Annotated in this window: 18 protein-coding genes and 1 pseudogene; 12 read left to right on the top strand and 7 right to left on the bottom strand. The window is 70.7% G+C overall.

Going from position 1 to position 18,430, the window contains the following annotated elements; genetic code table 11:
- Nucleotides 1-3: 3 nt before the first annotated feature.
- A complete protein-coding gene (locus tag LGR69_RS09170) occupies nucleotides 4-489 on the bottom strand; it encodes a transcriptional repressor (RefSeq protein ID WP_007561457.1) in 486 nt (161 codons plus the stop codon).
- 123 nt (nucleotides 490-612) lie between these two features.
- Between LGR69_RS09170 and LGR69_RS31805 the strand changes: the two genes are divergently transcribed.
- From LGR69_RS31805 to LGR69_RS09160, 3 genes are read left to right on the top strand one after another with little or no spacing between them, the layout of a single operon-like run.
- Nucleotides 613-747 carry a hypothetical protein gene (locus tag LGR69_RS31805; protein WP_268868448.1) on the top strand — a complete coding sequence of 45 codons (135 nt, stop codon included), beginning with the start codon at nucleotides 613-615 and terminating at the stop codon, nucleotides 745-747.
- The gene (locus LGR69_RS09165; protein ID WP_230365854.1) at nucleotides 744-1,550 is read left to right on the top strand and encodes a metal ABC transporter ATP-binding protein; all 807 of its coding nucleotides are present in this window, start codon (nucleotides 744-746) and stop codon (nucleotides 1,548-1,550) included. The genes LGR69_RS31805 and LGR69_RS09165 overlap by 4 nt, the downstream gene beginning before the upstream one ends.
- Nucleotides 1,551-1,597: 47 nt before the next feature.
- Complete coding sequence (locus LGR69_RS09160) at nucleotides 1,598-2,422, top strand: metal ABC transporter permease (RefSeq protein ID WP_085985782.1); 825 nt, start codon at nucleotides 1,598-1,600, stop codon at nucleotides 2,420-2,422.
- Here LGR69_RS09160 and LGR69_RS09155 read toward each other — a convergent pair whose 3' ends face one another.
- From LGR69_RS09155 to LGR69_RS09145, 3 genes are read right to left on the bottom strand one after another with little or no spacing between them, the layout of a single operon-like run.
- A complete protein-coding gene (locus LGR69_RS09155; RefSeq protein WP_230365853.1) occupies nucleotides 2,423-3,286 on the bottom strand; it encodes an SDR family oxidoreductase in 864 nt (287 codons plus the stop codon).
- Complete coding sequence (gene queG / locus LGR69_RS09150) at nucleotides 3,283-4,428, bottom strand: tRNA epoxyqueuosine(34) reductase QueG (protein WP_268868481.1); 1,146 nt, start codon at nucleotides 4,426-4,428, stop codon at nucleotides 3,283-3,285. The genes LGR69_RS09155 and queG overlap by 4 nt, the downstream gene beginning before the upstream one ends.
- 29 nt (nucleotides 4,429-4,457) lie before the next feature.
- Complete coding sequence (locus LGR69_RS09145; RefSeq protein ID WP_007561448.1) at nucleotides 4,458-5,150, bottom strand: glutathione S-transferase family protein; 693 nt, start codon at nucleotides 5,148-5,150, stop codon at nucleotides 4,458-4,460.
- 255 nt (nucleotides 5,151-5,405) lie between these two features.
- Here LGR69_RS09145 and LGR69_RS09140 point away from each other — a divergent pair, with 255 nt between their 5' ends.
- The 5 genes from LGR69_RS09140 to LGR69_RS09120 all read left to right on the top strand — a co-directional run bounded on the left by LGR69_RS09140 (nucleotide 5,406) and on the right by LGR69_RS09120 (nucleotide 9,945).
- Nucleotides 5,406-6,209: an undecaprenyl-diphosphate phosphatase gene (locus tag LGR69_RS09140; RefSeq protein WP_007561446.1), complete on the top strand. Its 804-nt coding sequence runs from the start codon at nucleotides 5,406-5,408 to the stop codon at nucleotides 6,207-6,209.
- Between the two features lie 96 nt (nucleotides 6,210-6,305).
- Complete coding sequence (locus LGR69_RS09135; protein ID WP_230365852.1) at nucleotides 6,306-8,186, top strand: methylmalonyl-CoA mutase family protein; 1,881 nt, start codon at nucleotides 6,306-6,308, stop codon at nucleotides 8,184-8,186.
- 32 nt (nucleotides 8,187-8,218) lie between these two features.
- Nucleotides 8,219-8,608 (top strand): hypothetical protein, encoded by a 390-nt coding sequence (locus tag LGR69_RS09130; protein WP_091860328.1) that lies wholly within the window; start codon nucleotides 8,219-8,221, stop codon nucleotides 8,606-8,608.
- Between the two features lie 124 nt (nucleotides 8,609-8,732).
- On the top strand, nucleotides 8,733-9,179 hold the full coding sequence (locus LGR69_RS09125; RefSeq protein WP_091860580.1) for a hypothetical protein: 447 nt from the start codon (nucleotides 8,733-8,735) through the stop codon (nucleotides 9,177-9,179).
- Between the two features lie 46 nt (nucleotides 9,180-9,225).
- Nucleotides 9,226-9,945, top strand: coding sequence for a glutathione S-transferase (locus LGR69_RS09120; RefSeq protein ID WP_230365851.1), 720 nt, complete (start codon nucleotides 9,226-9,228; stop codon nucleotides 9,943-9,945).
- Nucleotides 9,946-10,166: 221 nt separating this feature from the next.
- On the opposite strand, the gene LGR69_RS09115 is transcribed toward LGR69_RS09120, so the two are convergent.
- Together LGR69_RS09115 and LGR69_RS09110 are read right to left on the bottom strand one after the other, a co-directional pair.
- A complete protein-coding gene (locus tag LGR69_RS09115; protein WP_230365850.1) occupies nucleotides 10,167-11,909 on the bottom strand; it encodes a bifunctional protein-serine/threonine kinase/phosphatase in 1,743 nt (580 codons plus the stop codon).
- Nucleotides 11,906-12,850 (bottom strand): annotated as a pseudogene (locus LGR69_RS09110) (YifB family Mg chelatase-like AAA ATPase); the annotation flags it as partial. The gene LGR69_RS09115 and the pseudogene LGR69_RS09110, both read right to left, overlap by 4 nt.
- Nucleotides 12,851-13,111: 261 nt before the next feature.
- Here LGR69_RS09110 and LGR69_RS09105 point away from each other — a divergent pair.
- The 4 genes from LGR69_RS09105 to LGR69_RS09090 all read left to right on the top strand — a co-directional run bounded on the left by LGR69_RS09105 (nucleotide 13,112) and on the right by LGR69_RS09090 (nucleotide 16,012).
- Entirely contained in the window at nucleotides 13,112-13,576 is a 465-nt protein-coding gene (locus tag LGR69_RS09105) for an Rrf2 family transcriptional regulator (protein WP_230365849.1), read from the top strand.
- Complete coding sequence (locus LGR69_RS09100) at nucleotides 13,566-14,270, top strand: class I SAM-dependent methyltransferase (RefSeq protein WP_230365848.1); 705 nt, start codon at nucleotides 13,566-13,568, stop codon at nucleotides 14,268-14,270. Before LGR69_RS09105 ends, LGR69_RS09100 begins: the two co-directional genes overlap by 11 nt.
- Nucleotides 14,271-14,623: 353 nt before the next feature.
- Complete coding sequence (nhaA, locus tag LGR69_RS09095; RefSeq protein ID WP_230365847.1) at nucleotides 14,624-15,763, top strand: Na+/H+ antiporter NhaA; 1,140 nt, start codon at nucleotides 14,624-14,626, stop codon at nucleotides 15,761-15,763.
- 72 nt (nucleotides 15,764-15,835) lie between these two features.
- Complete coding sequence (locus tag LGR69_RS09090; protein WP_230365846.1) at nucleotides 15,836-16,012, top strand: hypothetical protein; 177 nt, start codon at nucleotides 15,836-15,838, stop codon at nucleotides 16,010-16,012.
- A gap of 380 nt (nucleotides 16,013-16,392) precedes the next feature.
- Here the strand turns inward: LGR69_RS09090 and LGR69_RS09085 are convergent, their stop codons facing one another.
- Entirely contained in the window at nucleotides 16,393-18,399 is a 2,007-nt protein-coding gene (locus LGR69_RS09085; RefSeq protein ID WP_230365845.1) for an AAA family ATPase, read from the bottom strand.
- Nucleotides 18,400-18,430: the final 31 nt, after the last annotated feature.

Raw genomic sequence — 18,430 nt, 5'->3', positions numbered from 1 at the left:
GCGTCAGCCGGCCTGCTGCCGCTCCCGGCAGGCGCCGCAATCGCCCTCGACTTCGAGGATGCTGTGGGCCGGCGTGAAGCCCGCCCGCTTCAGGGTGCGGTCGAGACCGTCCTCCAGCATCTCCGAGGAGGCTTCGTCCACGCCGCCGCAGGTGCGGCAGATCAGGAACACCACGCCCTCCCCCGGAGCATGCCCATGGGCGCAGGGGATGAAGGCGTTGCGGCTCGCGATCCGGTGGACCAGACCCTGCTGCATCAGGAAATCGAGGGCGCGGTACACCGAGACCGGCGCCACGCGCTTGCCCGGTGCGCTGAGTTTCTCGGCAATGTCGTAGGCGCCCTGCGCCTTGCCGGCCTCGGCCACCGCCTCCATCACCTCCCGGCGCAGGGGCGTAAATTGCAGTCCGCGCTCGCGGCAGACGGCCTCCGCCCGCGCGAGCATGTCGGCGACATCGCCGTGGCACGCGTCGTGGCCCTCGTGACGGTGCATGTTCGCTCCAACCGCAAATCCGCCGGTTGTCCAGCGGGTTTGTTACAGTGTATCACTGCCGCCCCGGACCGCACCAGTAGCCGAACGGTCCCCGCGCCGGCCCGAGCGCGCGACGAGGACGTCTTGCCGACCATCGCCACCCCACGCCGAGCGGCCCCACGATCCCTGTTCCGCAGCGGGATCGGCCCGCGCCTCGCCCTCGCCGTGGTGCTCTCCACCCTGGTCTGGCTCGTGATCGCCTGGGCGCTCGCGGCATGAGCATCCGGCCCGCCACACGAGACTCGATCCGCCTGGTCGGCATCACCCTCGGCTACGACCGGCATCCGGCGGTCCACCACCTCTCCGGGACCGTGCGCGCCGGCGACCTGCTGGCCCTAGTCGGGCCGAACGGCGCCGGCAAGTCCACCCTGCTCAAGGGGATGGTCGGCGAGATCCGCTGCCTGGAGGGCCACATCGATCGCTCCGGCGCCCTCGCCTACATGCCGCAGGCCGACGAGATCGATCGCAGCTTCCCGCTGAGCGTGATGGACCTCGCCGGCATGGGCCTGTGGCGGAAGGCCGGATCCTGGCGTGGCCTGGAGCGCTGGCGGCCGGAGATCGGGGCGGCCCTCGACGCGGTCGGGCTCGGCGGCTTCGAGGCGCGCCCGATCAGCACGCTCTCGGGCGGCCAGTTCCGGCGCGCCCTGTTCGCCCGGCTGATCCTGCAGGATTGCCCGGTGATGCTCCTCGACGAGCCGTTCACCGGCATCGACAACCGCACCGTCGAGGATCTGCTGGCCCTGATCCGGCTCTGGCACGGCCAGGGCCGCACCGTCGTCGCGGCCCTGCACGACCTCACGCAGGTGCGCGAGCATTTTCCGACGACACTCCTGCTCGCCCGCGAAGCCGTGGCCTGGGGGCCGACCGCGCGGGTGCTCACGCCGGAGAATCTGGCGCGCGCGCGCAATCTCTCCGAAGCCTGGGACGAGGATGCCGCGGTCTGCGTCGGTCCGAAGCCGGCCGTCGCGCTGGGCCACGACCACGGCCCGGAAACTCACCACCACCACGAGGACGCCGCGTGATCGATCCGTTCGGGCCGATTCTCGCGCCGTTCGTCGAGTTCGGGTTCATGCGCCGGGCGCTGGCGGGCTGCCTCGCCCTGTCGGTCTCCGCGCCACCGGTCGGGGTGTTCCTGACTTTGCGCCGCATGAGCCTGATGAGCGACGCGATGAGCCACGCGATCCTGCCCGGCGCCGCGGCGGGATTCCTGGTGGCCGGCCTGTCGCTGCCGGCCATGACCGTCGGCGGGCTTGTGGCCGGCCTTGCGGTGGCGTTGCTCGCCGGCGCCGTCACCCGGGCGACGGTGGTGCGCGAGGATGCCAACCTCGCGGCCTTCTACCTGATCTCGCTGGCCGGGGGCGTCCTGCTGGTGTCGTTGCGCGGCTCGCAGATCGACCTGATGCATTTCCTGTTCGGCTCGGTCCTGGCGCTGGACGACGCCGCCCTGATCCTGCTCGGCGGCATCAGCACGCTGACGCTGGTCGCGCTCGCCGCGATCTACCGGCCGCTGGTGATGGAATGCGTCGATCCGCTGTTCCTGCGCACGGTCAGCCGCAGCGGCGGACCGGTGCATCTCGCCTTCCTGGCTTTGGTAGTGATCAATCTCGTCGGCGGGTTCCAGGCGCTCGGGACCCTGCTGGCGGTCGGGCTGATGCTGCTGCCGGCGGTGGCCGCCCGGTTCTGGGCGCGCGATCTCGGCGGCCTGATCCCGATCTCGATGCTGATCGCCGCGGTGGCGAGCGTGTCGGGGCTCAGCCTGTCCTACCAGCTCGATCTGCCGAGCGGCCCGGCCATCGTGCTGGCCGCCGGAGCGCTCTACCTCGTCTCGATGCTGGCCGGGCCGCGCGGCGGCCTGCTCCGCCGCCTGATCCGGCCGCGCCACCTCGAAGCCTGATCAGGCCTCGTCCTTCAGCGCGGCGAGGCCCTCGCGGTAGGTCGGGTAGGCGAGCGCGACGCCGAGCTCGTCCCGGATCAGCCGGTTCCGAACCCGCTTGTTCTCGCCGTAGAAGCTGCGCGCCATCGGCGACAGGTCGGCGGTCTCGAAGTCGATCTCGGGCGGCAGCGGCAGGCCGGTCAGCGCGGCGGCGTGCTCGGTGACGACCTGCGGCGGGGCCGGCTCGTCGTCGGTGACGTTGTAGACCGCGCCCGGACGGGGACGGTCCAGCGAGGCCAGCAGCGTCGTCGCGATGTCGTCGACATGGATCCTGTTGAAGACCTGTCCGGCCTTCACGATGCGCTGTGAGCGGCCCTCGCGCAGCTTCACGATCGGGTTGCGCCCGGGGCCGTAGATGCCCGCCAGCCTGAACACCTGCACGGCCTTTCCGGTGCGCGCACCGAGCTCGAACCAGGCCGCCTCGGCGTCGAGCCGGATCCGGGATCGGGCGCTGCGCGGCGCGGGGGGCGTTGTCTCGTCGATCCAGGCCCCGCCCTGGTCGCCGTAGACGCCGATGGTCGAGAGGTAGCCGATCCAGCCGATCCGGCTCGCCGCAATCGCTTCTTCGTAGCGCCGCAGCACCGGGTCGCCCTGCTCGGAGGGCGGCGCCGAGACGAGGAGCGCGTCGGTGTCGGCGAGATCCTCCGCGATGCGGGCATCGTCGGCCTCCGGGCCGAAGCCCCGCATGGTGAAGCCGGTCTCGGCGGCGATGCGCGCCGCGGCCGCCGGATCGGTGACGGTCGCCCGCACGGTCTGGAAGCGGTCGCGCGCCCGCTCGGCGAAGCGGCGGCCGGTGAAGCCGAGCCCGAAGATGAAGAGGTTCATGCCGGGGATGTCTCGCCGAGGTGAAGCTCCGTCAAGGCGGTGGCGGCGCCCCACTCGTCGCGCACATGCGAATCCGTCTCGGCGACCCCATGCCGGCGGTGCAGCGCCCGCACGGCGTCCGGCTCCAGCAGCCGACCGCAGGCCCAGACCGCCATGCCGCGCACGAGCGGCGAGGCGTCGTCCAGTCGCGCGATCGCGGAATCTGCCAGGCGCGGGTCGCCGGAATTGCCGACCGCGATCATGACGTTCCGCAGAAACCGGTCCCGGCCGGTGCGCTTCACCGGGGTTCCGGCGAAGAGTTTGCGGAAGGACGCGTCGTCCAGTTCGGCGAGATCGGCCAGGGCCGGCGCTTCGAGATCCGCCCGGGCCGCCAGCCGGGCATCGGCGGCTGTGCGGGCGAACTTGTTCCAGGGGCAGACGGCGAGGCAGTCGTCGCAACCGAAGACCCGGTTGCCGATCGCCGTCCGGAATTCGTCCGCGATCGGCCCGGCATGCTCGATCGTCAGGTACGAGATGCAGCGCCGGGCATCGAGGCGGTAGGCCGCCGGGAACGCGTCGGTCGGGCAGATGTCGAGGCAGGCCCGGCAGGAACCGCAATGCCCGCGCCCGGGCGCGTCGGGCTCGAACTCCGCGCTGGTGTAGATCGCCCCGAGGAGCAGCCAGTTGCCGTGGTCGCGCGACAGCAGGACCGTGTGCTTGCCCTGCCAGCCGAGCCCGGCCGCCTCGGCGAGCGTCTTCTCCATCACCGGGGCGGTGTCGCAGAACACCTTCACCCGGACATCGCCCTTGGCGGAGAGGTAGCCGCCGAGCTCCTTAAGCCGGCCCTTCAAAACTTCGTGATAGTCCCGGCGCCGCGCATAGGCCGCGACCGCGCCGCGATCCGTCCGGGCCACGAGGTCGAGCGGGTCTTCCTCCGGGCGATAGCTCATGGCGAGGACCAGGATGCTGCGCAGGCCGGGCCAGAGGCCGACGGGGCTGGCGCGCTGGTCGGCGCGCTCCGCCATCCAGTCCATCGTGCCGTGGGCGCCCTCCTCCAGCCAGCGCGACAGGCGGTCGGGCAGGTCCGGCAGGCGGTCGGGCCGGGTGATCTGCAGCCCGCAGAAGCCGAGATGCTGCGCCCGCGCCTCGACGAGGCGACGCAGCTCGGCGCCGAAATAGGTCCGTCTCGGGCTCAGAAATCCAGATCCGCGTAATGGGCCGCCGGTGGCATGCCGGCCACCCGGTCGGCCAGCAGCCCCCGGAACGAGGGCCGCGACTTGACCCGAGCATACCAGTTACGCGCCATCTCGTCCTCGTCCCACGGGACGTCGCCGAGATAGTCGGCGCACGAGAGATGGGCGGCGGCCGCGAGATCGGCATAGGTCAGGTTGTCGCCCGCGAGCCAGCGGCGGCGGGCGATCAGGTAGCCGATATATTTGAGGTGGTAGCGCACGTTGGTCCGCGCCGCCCGGATCGCGTTCATGTCCGGCGGGCCGCCGCCCTCGTGGGCCGACATGAAGCGTTTCGAGATCTTCTCGTTGACCAGGTAGCCGGTCACCTCCGAGTCGAACTTGATCAGGAACCAGTCGAGCAGGCGCCGGACCTCGACCCGCTCCACCGTGTCGTCCGGCAGCATCCGCCGCCCGGACAGGCCCAGCCCGCGCGTCTCGTCGAGATATTCGGCGATCACCCCGGCACCCGGCACGACGAGACCGGTCTGCTCCAGCAGAACGGGCGTCGACCCGGCGGGATTGATCAGCAGGAAGTCGTCCCGGCGCTCCCAGGGGCGCTCCTCGAACAGCGTCGGTTCCAGGCCCATCTCGGCCAGGACGAGACGGATGAACCGGGAATTCGCGCAGAAGGGGAAGTGGTAGAGGGTCGCCATTGAGGCCGTCAGGACTGCTCGGTCTGACGGCGCGGCCAGTCCCGCGCCGGTCGTCGGCCCAGGCGCGCGGGTCTTCGGCGCGCAGGACTTCAGAGCGAGCGTTATTGCTCGATCGTTGCCGAGCCCTTAACACGCGCCGCCTGTTCCGGTAACTGCCCGTCAACCCTGATGGGCGATGCCTCCGGGCGCAATTTTCCCATGGTCCGCGGCACGCTCACGAGGGGCGGTCGCGCGCCCGCGGCGCGAGGCTCGACAATGGATCCGGCAAGCATCGGCAAGGCGGTCCTGCTCGCCCTGGTGGAGGGCGCGACCGAATTCATCCCGGTCTCATCCACCGGTCACCAGCTGCTGGTCGGCCACTTCATCGGCTTCCACTCGCCCAACAACACCTTCGAGGTGCTGATCCAGCTCGGGGCGATCCTGGCGATCCTCGCGGTCTATTTCCGCCGGCTGATCGGCATCGCCACCGCGCTGCCGACGAATCCCCAGGCTCGCCGCTTCGTGATCGGCATCCTGGTGGCGTTCCTGCCGGCCGCGATCATCGGCGGCCTCTTCTCGAAGGTGATCAAGGCCTACCTGTTCAACCCGTGGATCGTCTGCGCGACCCTGGTGGCCGGCGGCCTGGTGCTCCTCGTCATCGACGACACCGACCTCGAGGTGAAGAAGACCGACGTCTACGACTTCACCCTGCCGATGGACCTGAAGATCGGCATCTTCCAGTGCCTCGCCATGATCCCGGGCGTGTCGCGCTCCGGCGCCACCATCGTGGGCGCGATGCTGATGGGCGCCGACAAGCGCTCCGCCACCGAGTTCTCGTTCTACCTGGCGATGCCGACCATGGCGGGCGCCTTCGCCAAGGACCTGTTCGACAACTACAAGTTCCTGTCGCGCGACGATGTCGGCCTGATCGTGATCGGCTTCATCGTCTCGTTCCTCTCGGCGCTGTTCGTGGTCCGCGTGCTGCTCGACTACGTGTCCCGCCACGGGTTCCGGCTGTTCGCCTGGTGGCGGATCATCGTCGGCGCGCTGGGCTTCGCCGGGCTGATCATCCTCGGATAACAATCCTCGCCCTTCGGGCGATTGCCTCCGGGCGAGCGGCGTGCGAGGCACGACCCTGAAAGCGGTGCACAAGACGCCGCGCCCAGGGACGTTCCGATGGAAGACACACCGCTCGCCGACCTGTTCGAGCCCGCCGACCGGGCGCGCTGGCTCGGCCTCGTGGACAACGTCCTGAAGGGTGCCGATTTCGAGAAGCGTCTGGTCTCCCGGACGAGCGACGGCCTGCGGATCGAGCCGCTCTATCCCCGGGCCGAGCCGACCGCCCAGCCCTTCCGCGAGCCGGGTCCCTGGCGGGTTTCCCAGCGGGTCGACCATCCCGAGATCGCCGCCGCCAACGCCCAGGCGATGACCGATCTGGAAGGCGGCGCGGACGCTCTGGCTCTGGTGTTTGCCGGCTCACCCGCCGCCCGCGGCTACGGCCTCACCGTGAGCAGCGTCGCCGATCTCGACGCCCTGCTGAAGGGCGTGATGCTGCCGCTGATCAGCCTGCGCCTCGATGCCGGCGCCCGCGGCCTGGAAGTCGCCGGCCTGGTGAAGGCCCTGGCGGCGCATCGGGGCGAGGACCTGTCCAGCTACGACCTCGACCTCGGCATCGATCCGGTCGGGACGCTCGCCGCCACCGGCAGCCTCGGCGCGGTCTGGAGCGAGATCGCCCCGCGGCTGGCCGCCACCGTTTCCGACCTCGAAGCGGCGGGCTTCGGCGGCCGGGCCTTCCTGGCCGACGGACGCCCCTATCACGAGGCCGGCGCGGGCGAGGCGGCCGAGCTCGCCGCCGTGCTCGCCACCGCCGTGACCTACCTGCGCGCCCTGGAGGCGGCCGGCCACGACCTCGCCACCGCCCGCGACCGGATCGCCGTGCTGCTCGCCGCCGATGCCGACGAGTTCGTCACGGTGGCGAAGTTCCGCGCCCTGCGCCGGCTCTGGGCCCGGATCGAGCAGGCCTGCGGTCTGGAGCCGAGGCCCCTGCGCCTCCACGCCGAGACCGCGTGGCGGATGATGACCCGGCGCGACCCGTTCGTGAACATCCTGCGCACCGGCATGGCCGCCGCCTCTGCCGGCATGGGTGGCGCCGATGCGATCACAATCCTGCCCTACACCCAGGCGCTCGGCCTGCCCGACGCCTTCGCCCGCCGGGTGGCGCGCAACAGCCAGATCGTGCTGCTGGAGGAATCGCACCTCGCCCGGGTCGCCGACCCCGCCGCCGGCGCGGGCGGGTTCGAGGCCCTGACCGACCAGCTCGCCGAGGCGGCCTGGGCGGCGTTCCAGGCGATCGAGGCCGAGGGCGGGATCGTCGCCTCGCTCAGCGTCGGCAAGCTGCAGCGGCGCATCGAGGCCACCCGCGAAGCCCGGGCCAAGGCGGTGGCGACCCGCCGCGCGCCGCTGACCGGCGCGAGCGAGTTCCCGAACCTCGCCGAGAAGCCGGTCACGGTCCTCGACGTGAAGCCGGTCACCGCCGGACCGAGCTCGAATTTCGGCTCGGGCTCGGCGGTCGCCTGCGATGCGCTGCCCTCGACCCGCCTGGCGGAGCCCTTCGAGGCGTTGCGCGACGCCTCCGATGCCTACCTGGCCAAGACCGGCCGGCGGCCGAGCGTGTTCCTCGCCAATCTCGGCGCGGTGTCCGCGTTCAACGCCCGGGCGACCTTCGCGGCCAACGCCTTCGCGGCCGGCGGCATCGAGGCGGTCTCGAATGACGGCTTCACCGATCCGGCCGCCCTCGCGGATGCGTTCCGGGGCTCAGGTGCCGCGCTCGCCTGCATCTGCTCCACCGACGCGATCTACGCCGAGCAGGCCGTGCCGGCCGCGGAGGCGCTGAAGCAGGCCGGAGCCGGCACGATCTACCTTGCCGGCAAACCGACGGATCTGCTCGATCCGCTGAAGGCCGCGGGCGTTCACGCCTTCCTGCATGTCGGCTGCGATCTGGTGGCCCTGCTCGACGGCGCGCTGCGCGCCGCCATGCGGGCCCCCGCGACCTGCTGAGACGCCCCCATCTGCCTGCCCCGACCAACGCCATGAGCCGACACCGTTTCGCGCGCCTGATCGGCGCCGGCCTGATCCTCGGATGCGCGCGTCCCGCGGCGGCCATGCCGCGGGGCGTCCCGGTCCCGGATCGGTTCGACGGCACCTGGAGCGTCGAGATCCTCACCGAGGCCGGCGCCTGCGACCGGGCCTATCGGTACCCGGTGCGGATCGAGCACGGGCAGGCCCGGCTTGTCGGGACCGCCTTCGTGGTGCAGGGCAGCGTCACCCGGAACGGCGTGGTGCGCGGCTCGATCGCCAGCGGCATCGCCACCGCCGACGTCGCCGGCCGGCTCGGCCCCAACGGGTTCGGGGCCGGCACCTGGGTCGCTACCGGCGCCGTCGCATGCCGCGGTCGCTGGCGGGCCGAGCGGCGCGGCTGACGCGTCGCGAAATGGTCCGCATCTTGCCCGAGATCGGGCGGATGCAACGTCCCCTCAGCCGCGATCCCGACGCAATCATGAGGGAATGCTGAACGCCATTCGGACACCCGACGAGGCCGCCCGCATGAAGTCCACGATCCTCGCCACCTTCGCCGTCCTCACGCTGGTCTCGACCGCGCAGGCCCGTCCCCACCGCCACCCGGCCGCTCCGGCCGTGAACCAGGCGGAGGCCGAGAAGGTCCTGGGCCCGCTGCGGCAGGCGGCGACGGAGTGCTTCGCGGAGACCGTGCTGGCCAACCCGAAGGCGACCGCCGAGGCCCGCGCCGGTCATTGGTACGAGGCGGTGGGCATCACGGGATTCCTGTGCCGCCCGGAGGTCGCCGCGATGATCCAGGCGCATGATCGGATCTACGGTGCCAAGACCGGCGAGCGCTACTTCAAGGGCGCCTACGTCAAGCACCTCGATCAGCAGCTCGCCGAGCATCTGCAGCCGATGCTGGCCCACAAGGCGGTCGCCAGCGCCGAGCCGCCGCCCGAGAAGGTCACCGACGGCGACGCCCCGGCCAACTGAGCGGGAACCAGGCAGGGCGCTGCGTCTTCTCGGTCGAGGAGACGCGATGCCCTACGAGCTGCATTACTGGCCGATGATCCAGGGGCGCGGCGAGTTCGTCCGCCTGGCCCTCGAAGAGGCCGGCGCCGACTACGTGGACGTCGCCCGCCGGGACGATGACGACGGCGGCATCGAGCCGATGCTGGACCGCCTCGACGACCCGAAGAATCCGCGGCCCCCCTTCGCGCCGCCATTCCTGCGCGACGGCGCCGTCGTGATCGGCCAGACGGCGGCGATCCTGCTCTATCTCGGCCCCCGCCTCGGCCTCGTGGGCGTATCCGAGCCGGACCGGATCTGGACGCACCAGCTGCAGCTCACCATCGCGGATGCGGTGGACGAGGCCCACGACACCCATCACCCCCTCAGCGTCGGCCTCTACTACGCGGACCAGAAGCCGGAAGCGCTGCGCAGGGCACAGGGTTTCCGCGACGAACGCATCCCCAAATTTTTTGGGTATTTCGAACGGGTGCTGAGAGCCAACGGCGGCGAACATCTGGTCGGCTCGACGCTCTCCTATGCCGACCTGTCCCTGTTCCAGCTCGTCGCCGGCCTGCGTTACGCCTTCCCGAGGGCCTCCGCCGCGGCCCTGCGCGAGACGCCTCATGTCGCACGGCTGCACGAGGCGGTGGCGCAGCGGCCGCGCATCGCCGCTTATCTTACGAGCGACCGGCGCATCCCGTTCAACGAGGACGGGATCTATCGCCGGTATCCGGAGCTCGACGGCTGAACCTTAGAGCCTGTTTCACTGCGTGATCGCAGTCGCGTGCCGGTTCTCACTGAGGTGTATCCCAATCGTCCCCTCATCCTGAGGAGCGGCGCAGCCGCCTCGAAGGAGCCCTCCAGGGATCGCGCGGCCGGCTGGAGGGCTCCTTCGAGGGCTTCGCTGCGCTACGCCACCTCAGGATGAGGGCGCGGATGGGAAAGGCCTGTCAAACAGGCTCTTACACATTACCGCGGCGGGTGGGCGATCAGGATGCCGGCCAGCACGAGCGCGATGAGCCCCAGCACCAGGGACAGCAGACGCCAGAACAGCAGCGGATCCCGCTCCAGCAGCGAGGCCCGGCGCGTCTCCGTGAAGGCCGGGTTGGGGTGCCGGAGGTCGTGGACGAACTCCGAGAGCGCCTGGTAGCGCCGGGCGGGATTGGGATGGACGGCCTTGCGCAGCGCCCCGTCGACCCAGACCGGCAATAGCGGCCGGACGCCCCGGGCGGAGGCGTAGCGAAGCTTGCGCTGGGCGGCCCGGGTCAGGGCCCGGGGCACCCGATCGCCGTAGGGCAGCCGGCCGGTCAGCATCTGATAGGCGATCACACCCACCGAGAAGATGTCGGAGGACGCGGTCGAGGGCTCGCCAAGAAAGCATTCCGGAGCCGTGTACTGCACCGTGCCCAAGATCTCGGCGGCGTCGATCCGCGGATCGCCCTCCACCACCCCGGCCACCTTGGTGGCGCCGAAGTCGATGACCTGCACGGTCCCGGCCTTGTCGATCAGGACGTTGTCGGGTCGCAGATCCTGGTGGACCATCTCCCGCCGGTGGAAGGCCTGCACGCCCTTGGCGAGCTGCTCGATCAGCCCGCGCACCGCCTCCAGCTCGGGCGCAGCGTGGTCGCGCATCCACTGCGTCAGGGTCTGGCCCTCGACGTAGCGCATCACCGTGTAGAGGTGGCTGCGGCGGCGGGTCTGCGGATGGGCCTTGAGGACGTGCGGGCTGTCGATCCGCCGGGCGATCCACTCCTCCAGGGCGAAGCGCTTGCGCTGGGCCGGGTCGTCGCGCAGGTCGAGCGACAGAACCTTCAGCGCGACTCGATCCCCCGTCTCCGCGTCGATCGCGAGATAGACCCGGCTGCGCGGCCCGGAATGGAGCGTGCGCAGCAGCCGGTAGCCGTCGAATTCGGCCGGCGGGTCGAGCAGCGGGGCGGGATCCAGCCCCTCGACACCGCCGAGCAGATCCGCCGGCTCGCCCTCGGGCACGGAGTCGAGCCGCACGATCTGGACGGTCAGGTTGTCCAGGCTGCCGGCCTCGTGCGCGGCCGCCACGATCGCCCGGGCGGCACCGTCGAGATCGTCCCCGGCCGCCGCGATCATCGCGGCCACGTCCCGGGCGCGGACATGCTCGTGGATCCCATCGGTGGTGAGCACGAAGACGTCGCCGGCCTCGACGCTCACCGCGTGGTAGTCGATCTCGACATGCCCGCCCGCGCCCAGGGCGCGGCCGAGATAGGATTCCGCCGCCGAGACCACGACCCGGTGATCCTCGGTGAGCTGCTCCAGCGACCGGCCGGCGACGCGGCAGATCCGGGCATCGCCGACGTGGAAGAGGTGCGCCGTGCGCGCCTTCAGCACCAGCGCGCTGAAAGTGGTGACGTAGCCCTTGTCGGCATCGTGCGGGTCGAGGCCCCGCCGCGTCTGGGCGTAGAGCCAGGAATTCGTCGCCGCGATCACGCGCTGCGCCGAGGATTTCACCGACCACGTATCGGGCGTCGCGTAGTAGTCGCTGAGAAAGCTCTTGACCGCGGTTTCGCTCGCCAGGGCACCGACCGCGCTGCTGCTGATCCCGTCGGCCAGTGCCACCGCGATACCCTTCAGGCCGAGCGCCGGCTGGGACGGCACCAGGGCGCCGTGAAAATCCTGATTGGCCTCCTTCCGCCCGGCCGCGCTGGCCTGGCCGATCGTGACGGTCAGGTCCGCCCTCACGCGGCCGCCGCCGAAGCGTCACCACGGCCGCGATAGGACAGGGCCTCGGCCAGATGCAGACGGCGCACCTGCGCCTCGCCGTCGAGATCGGCGAGCGTGCGCGCCACCCGCAGGGTCCGATGGAAACCGCGGGCCGAGAGCCGCATGCTCTCCGCCGCCTGCCGGATCAGGGCCGTCCCCTCGGCGTCGGGGCTCGCCACCTCCTCGATCAGGGTCGCCGGGCAGGTGGCGTTCGTGGTGGCGGCCGGCAAAGCGCGGGCGGCGTAGCGCGTCGTCTGAAGCGTGCGAGCGGCGGCGACCCGGGCGGCGGCCTCGCGGGAGCCCTCGGCCGGCGGCGGCAGGATCAGATCAGCGGCCGTGACCGCCGGCACCTCGATGCGCAGATCGATCCGGTCGAGCATCGGCCCGGAGATCCGGGCCTGGTACTGCGCCATGCAGCGCTCGTTCGGCCCGCGCCGGCAGGCGTAGCCCGGCTCCAGACCCTGGCCGCAGCGGCACGGGTTCATGGCGGCCACGAGCTGGAAGCGGGCCGGATAGGTCACCCGGTGGTTCGCCCGGGCGATCATGACCTCGCCGGTCTCCATCGGCTGGCGCAGGCTGTCGAGCACCTGCGGCGCGAATTCGGGCAGCTCGTCCAGGAACAGCACGCCGCCATGGGCGAGCGACACCTCCCCGGGCCGGGCCCCGAGGCCGCCGCCGACGAGTGCCGCCATGGAGGCGGAATGGTGTGGCTGCCGGAACGGCCGGCGGTTCGAGAGCGCGCCGTCCTTCAGCTCGCCCGCCACCGACTGGATCATCGAGATGTCGAGCAGCTCCCGAGGCGTCAGCGGCGGCAGGATCGACGGGAGCCGGGCCGCCAGCATGGACTTCCCGGAGCCGGGCGGACCGTTCATCAGCATGTCATGGCACATCAAGGCGAAGGCTTCAACGCTGGCACTGGCAACCATCGACGACAGTTGCCCGCATAGACGGTACCGCCGGGCAAGCGACATGCGCCAGCCCGGCCGGCGTTCCAACCGGCCGCGTCGGGGCACTCGTCGGCTCGTTTCCTTGCCTCCCCGGCAGGACGAACATGGGCATGTCCAGACGGGATGATGCAGGTCGCTCCCGCGGCCCGAACCAGCGCGGCGGCCGCCGCCTTGCCGGGCATTCCGGCCCGGTCCCGCTTGACGGACCATGCATCATGCAACATCATAAGTTTCATGAGACGGGATGGCAGGTTGTCGGGCGTGCTGCACGTCCTCCTCCACATGGCCGAGGCCGACGGACCGGTGACGTCCGAGCGGCTGGCCCTGATGATGGGGACCAACCCAGTCGTGGTGCGCCGGACGATGGCGGGACTGCGCGACCTGGGGCTGGTCGCGTCCGGGAAGGGGCATGGCGGCGGCTGGACCATCGCCTGCGACCTCGACCGGGTGACCCTGCACGATGTCTACGTCGCGCTCGGCTCGCCGGAGGTGTTCGCGATGGGGCACCGGAGCGAGGAGCCGACCTGCCTCGTCGAGCAGGCGGTCAACGCGGCCCTCGCGGACGCCTTCCGGGACGCAGAAGCCCTGCTGCTCTCGCGTCTGGGCGATGTCACACTGGCCCGTCTCAGCGCCGATTTCCATGCGCGCCTGGCCAAGCGCGGACCATGTGGGCGGGAGGCCCGATCCCATGAAGCATAGCGCGCAGCCCGAACCGACAGACTTCGTGGCCGCCTTCTCGGACCCGGAGGCCGCCGCACGGTATGCCGACGGGCCTCGACGTTTCGTGCCCGGCTTCGAGGCGCTTCACAGGATGACCGGCATCCTGCTGGCCGAGCACGCACCGACCGATGCGCGGGTCCTGGTCCTCGGGGCGGGAGGGGGACTGGAGCTGCGGGCGCTGGCCGAGGCGCATCCCGGCTGGACCTTCGTCGGCGTCGACCCGGCGCGGGCGATGCTCCGCCAGGCCGAACGCACGCTCGGGCCGCTGATGAACCGGATCACCCTCGTCGAGGGCTACATCGACGATGCGCCCGTCGGCCCCTTCGACGCGGCGACATGCCTGCTCACCCTGCACTTCCTCGACCCTGCGGCGCGCGAGGACACCGTCCGGGCCATCCATCGTCGCCTGAAGGCTGGCGCGCCTTTCGTCGCCGCGCACGGCAGCTTCCCGCAGGACGACAGCCGCTCGCGATGGACAGCACGCTACGAGGCCTACGCGGTCGCTTCCGGCGCCGACCGCGACCAGGCGGAGAAGGCGCGGAGCGCCGTGGAATCCCACCTGCACACCCTCGCGCCCGAGGCGGATGCCGCCGTGCTGCGGGCTGCCGGCTTCGGCGACGCCGAACTCTTCTTCGCGGCTTTCACGTGGCGCGGCTGGATCGGGCATGCATGACCGGCGGGGGCCGGGCCGGGCCGCCCCCCGTCCGATAGCGGTCGATGGCCTCGGGTAGCTTCCTGCATAGGCGGAAGAGGAGCTCGCGGCGGCACATTGAAGCCCGGGCTTGCGGACCGGCTCCTGAAACGTCCCGGACGAGCCCTTTACGTCCGCCGCCCGGGGATCCTCCGGGGCGCGGGTTGTGCCCGTCCGGCATCGGTGCGATAGGCCCGGCAGGGTGCGCGGTCCGTCGGTCGGACCGGCAGGTCGAGCGCTGGTCGGGCCGCCAGCGCCGGAGACCCGTGCCCGTGCCGTCCCCCTCCCACGCCGTTCCGCGGCCGCCTCGCCGGCGTCTGTCGGCGCTCCGCGACATGCTCGTCAGCGAGGCCGGCGGCGGCCTCGTCCTGATGGCCAGCGCCGCGCTGGCACTGGTCGTGGCGAACTCGCCGCTGGCGGACGCCTACTTCGCCGCGCTCAAGGCCCATCTCGGCCCGCTGTCGGTCCTGCACTGGATCAACGACGCCCTGATGGCGGTGTTCTTCCTGCTCGTCGGGCTGGAGATCAAGCGCGAGGTGCTCGACGGCCGCCTGCGCACCTGGCCCGACCGGGTCCTGCCGGGTCTGGCCGCGCTCGGCGGCATGGCCGCGCCGGCCCTCGTCTACGCCGCGGTCAACCGGAACTCGCCCGAGACGCTGCGGGGCTGGGCCATCCCGGCGGCCACGGACATCGCCTTCGCGCTGGGCGTGCTGGCCTTGCTCGGCCCCCGGGTGCCGGTCTCCCTCAAGGTCTTCCTGACGGCGCTCGCCATCATCGACGACCTCGGCGCCGTGCTGGTCATCGCCCTGTTCTACACCGCCGACCTGTCGCTCCCGATGCTGGGCGGGGCCGCGGCGACGCTCGCCGTGCTCTACGGGCTCAACAAGGCCGGCGTGGCGCGCCTGTGGCCCTACCTGCTGCTCGGCGTCGTCCTCTGGGTGTTCGTGCTCGCGTCGGGCATCCACGCGACCATCGCCGGCGTGCTGCTCGCCCTGACCGTCCCGCTGCGCCTCAGCGTGGGCAGGCCGGACGACCCGACCTCGCCGCTGCACATCCTGGAGCACGCGGTCCATCCCTGGTCGGCCTACCTCATCCTGCCGGTGTTCGGCTTCGCCAACGCCGGCGTGTCGCTGGCGGGGATCACGCCGGGGATGCTCCTCGAACCGGTGACGCTCGGCGTGGCGCTCGGCTTGTTCGTCGGCAAGCAGGTCGGGGTGTTCGGGCTCGTGCTCGCCGCCGTCAAGCTCGGGCTGGCCCAGCGCCCGGCCCATGCGGGATGGTGGCAGGTCTACGGGGTCTCGCTCCTGTGCGGCGTCGGCTTCACCATGAGCCTGTTCATCGGCCTGCTCGCCTTCGCGAACGCGCCCGAGCTCGAAGCCGAGACCAAGGTGGGCGTGCTGATCGGCTCGCTGGCCTGCATGGCCGCCGGGGCGCTGGTGCTGCGGTTCGCCCCGGCCCGCCCGGCCCACCGCTGAGCCGGGACCGGCCGCGCCCCGAAGGTGCGCGGCGCCCGCCCCATACGACCTCCCAGAACCAGGTGAAGCATCATGCCTCGTCAGTTCCCGCGGCGTCGTCCCGGCGCCATCGAGGGCCGTCTCTCCGACCTCGTCCTCGCCCTCATCGGGGTCCTGCTCCTCGGGATGGGCGTCCTGGTGCTGTTGTCGTGGCTGTCGGGTGATGCCGATGGCGCCATGGCCGGGTACGCGATCTCGCGGGATTCCTGAGATCCCCCCCTTCCGGTCCGCGTATCCACGCTCGACCGCATCACCGGCCGGGAGCAGCCCCTACGCGTGATCGTGCGGTCGGCCCACCTGTGCGACCGCAGGCCGCCCGACACCTTCGGCGAGGTCAGGTTCATGCACCTGGTCAAGGGGGCGTGCTGCCGGGGACGGGCTGGATACCCGATCATCAGGCCCTCGGTCTGCTTCCGCCGTCGCTCGCCCGGGAGGCCATCGCCCGGGCAGGCCCCCGACGTGGGGCGGCTCAACCCGAAGATGCGCATCCGCGTGACGTACACGAGATACTTCGAGAACCAGGACCGCGACGACGGAAGCGGGTGGTATCGGCGATTGCCGGTTGACGGGTCGCGCCCTGATTGCGCCGCTCACCCAGACAGGGCACCGTTGATGGCCCGGATGATCTTCTCGGCGTTGTCCAAGGTGGTCTCGATGGCCGGGATCCTCTCGTCCAGCACGGCGGGATTGCGGATGAGCCAGTCAGCCGGCGTGAAGTGGTCGAACTCCGGGGTATCGGCGGGGAGGAGCTTGAAGGCGGCCTCCACGCGCTTGACCAGGCGCACCGCCCCTGCCGCCTCCTTGTCGAGCTTCGCCACGGTCAGGACGTTCCGGCCCTTCAGGCCATAGGCGGCGTTGACGATGGCGAGGTAGGCCTCGGGATCGAAGACGTCCTCGACATCCCCCTCGGGCAGCCCGAGCACGTCCGGGTAGTTCATGATGCGGTTCTCGGGAATGGCACCGGCGGCCCGGAGCTGCTCCAGCTTGCGCTTGTCGCCCTGCGCCCTGTCGGACATCACCGCCAGGTGGAGTTTCGCTCCCTTGAACAGCGAGACGAACGACTGGATCTTGTCGAGCCCGCCGGCCGGGCAGATCGTCCAGCGCGGATCGAGCGCTGTCCTCTTGCGGCGCTTCAACTGTGCCGAGAGCGCCTTGAGGAATACCAGGTCGCCGGGACCCTCGACCAGCAGGGTGTGCTTGCCGATGAACAGCGCCTGGGTGACGTCGTAGCCCAGCGCCGCCTGGAGCGGGAACAGGGTGTCCGGGTCGGTCGCCAGGACGTCGTCGCGAACCTTGGTGCCTTTGGTCGTCCAGAAGCCGGGCCGCTTCTGCTCGATCTGGTCCTCGACGATGCGTGACAGCGTGAGGTCTTCGGGTGGAACCATGAAGGGCGAGTGGGTCGAGAACACGACCTGGTGGTTGTTCACCAGCTTGTCGTCGAAGTACCGGAGCAGGTCGGCCTGGGCCTTGCCGTGCAGGGTCAGGCCCGGTTCGTCGAGGAGGAGCAACAGGTTGCCGCCGTCCTTGCTGACCTGGGCGAACTTCACCAGGAACGAGAAGAACCAGATGAAGCCTGCGCTCCGCTCCGAAAAAGGGACCGAGACCCGGTGGAGTGTGTTCTTCACGCGCGCCCGCGCGATGACGCCCGTGTCGAAGGGGGCGGGGTCGTTCGGCTCGGCCTTGGTGACCCTGACCTCGATTTCGAGGAAGGCGTTCTGGGTCCAGTATTCCCGCAACTGGTCGGTGATGGCGTTCGACGCCGACTCGCACTTCGCGTTCAGGGACTCGTAGGTTTTCGACTCCTTGATCTCCTCGACGGAGGTGCCCGCGAATTCCAGGAAGTCGAGGAAGACCTTCTCGCCGACGTTGAGCTTCTTGGATCCATGCGGGTGCACGGGGCTGTGGTAGGGCTCGCCATCGCTGCGGACGATGTCGTCGACCCGCATCTGGCCGGACATCCGGTCGTAATGCGAAAAGTACATCAGTTGCGGCGTCACCGACCGGATGTAGCCGTAGACGAAGCCGATGGCGTTCTTCCCCGGGAGGGCGGTGATCTGCTTCAGGAGGGAGGCCTGGGCATCCGTCGGTTCGGACAAGCCTTCCAGGGCCTTGCGGAGCTCATCCGTACTGCGGGCCTCCGCCAAGGGCGCCCGCTCGTCCTGGTCAAGCTCGTGACCGGCCATGAGGTGCTCGATGATGGCCTGGAGGTTCACTGAGGCTTCGATGGTGAAGGCCTTGTCTTCGTAGCGGCGCGTCAGGGTGACCTGACCTGACCTCAGGCAGTCCGGGCCCAACTGGGCCGCCAATGCCGCGATATCCCTGGGCGACAGGGTCCACTGGGTGGTGACGACGACGGCCTCGCCATCGTCCTCGGGGTGGCGCCCGCGATAGTCGTTCAGGTAGCGCCGCGGGTAGTCCCGCTCCTTGTCATAGGCGATGGGTGTGGCGGGATGCGGGTTCAGGCCGGCCAAGGCATGGAGGAGCGCCGTCTTGCCGGCTTCGTTCTTGCCGACGAGGCAGATCATGTCGCCCAGCGTGATCTCGCCGGAATCCTCGACGCTGCGAAAATTCGTGACCCTGAAACTGTCGAGCTTCATCCGCCGCCTCGTCGTCCGGTCGGCCTCGTCG

Origin of the sequence: Methylobacterium brachiatum, from assembly GCF_020523825.1 — a bacterium.
GTDB lineage: Bacteria > Pseudomonadota > Alphaproteobacteria > Rhizobiales > Beijerinckiaceae > Methylobacterium > Methylobacterium brachiatum.
The sequence above is the reverse complement of the archived record's forward strand: the minus strand, read 5'-3'. Positions and strand labels throughout refer to the sequence as shown.

Coding starts and splice junctions, on each gene's coding strand:
- LGR69_RS09170 (WP_007561457.1), bottom strand. CDS start 489: ATGCACCGTCACGAGGGCCACGACGCGTGCCACGGCGATGTCGCCGAC.
- LGR69_RS09165 (WP_230365854.1), top strand. CDS start 744: ATGAGCATCCGGCCCGCCACACGAGACTCGATCCGCCTGGTCGGCATC.
- LGR69_RS09160 (WP_085985782.1), top strand. CDS start 1,598: ATGCGCCGGGCGCTGGCGGGCTGCCTCGCCCTGTCGGTCTCCGCGCCA.
- LGR69_RS09155 (WP_230365853.1), bottom strand. CDS start 3,286: ATGAACCTCTTCATCTTCGGGCTCGGCTTCACCGGCCGCCGCTTCGCC.
- LGR69_RS09145 (WP_007561448.1), bottom strand. CDS start 5,150: ATGGCGACCCTCTACCACTTCCCCTTCTGCGCGAATTCCCGGTTCATC.
- LGR69_RS09140 (WP_007561446.1), top strand. CDS start 5,406: ATGGATCCGGCAAGCATCGGCAAGGCGGTCCTGCTCGCCCTGGTGGAG.
- LGR69_RS09135 (WP_230365852.1), top strand. CDS start 6,306: ATGGAAGACACACCGCTCGCCGACCTGTTCGAGCCCGCCGACCGGGCG.
- LGR69_RS09130 (WP_091860328.1), top strand. CDS start 8,219: ATGAGCCGACACCGTTTCGCGCGCCTGATCGGCGCCGGCCTGATCCTC.
- LGR69_RS09125 (WP_091860580.1), top strand. CDS start 8,733: ATGAAGTCCACGATCCTCGCCACCTTCGCCGTCCTCACGCTGGTCTCG.
- LGR69_RS09120 (WP_230365851.1), top strand. CDS start 9,226: ATGCCCTACGAGCTGCATTACTGGCCGATGATCCAGGGGCGCGGCGAG.
- LGR69_RS09105 (WP_230365849.1), top strand. CDS start 13,112: ATGAGACGGGATGGCAGGTTGTCGGGCGTGCTGCACGTCCTCCTCCAC.
- LGR69_RS09100 (WP_230365848.1), top strand. CDS start 13,566: ATGAAGCATAGCGCGCAGCCCGAACCGACAGACTTCGTGGCCGCCTTC.
- nhaA (WP_230365847.1), top strand. CDS start 14,624: ATGCTCGTCAGCGAGGCCGGCGGCGGCCTCGTCCTGATGGCCAGCGCC.
- LGR69_RS09090 (WP_230365846.1), top strand. CDS start 15,836: ATGCCTCGTCAGTTCCCGCGGCGTCGTCCCGGCGCCATCGAGGGCCGT.
- LGR69_RS09085 (WP_230365845.1), bottom strand. CDS start 18,399: ATGAAGCTCGACAGTTTCAGGGTCACGAATTTTCGCAGCGTCGAGGAT.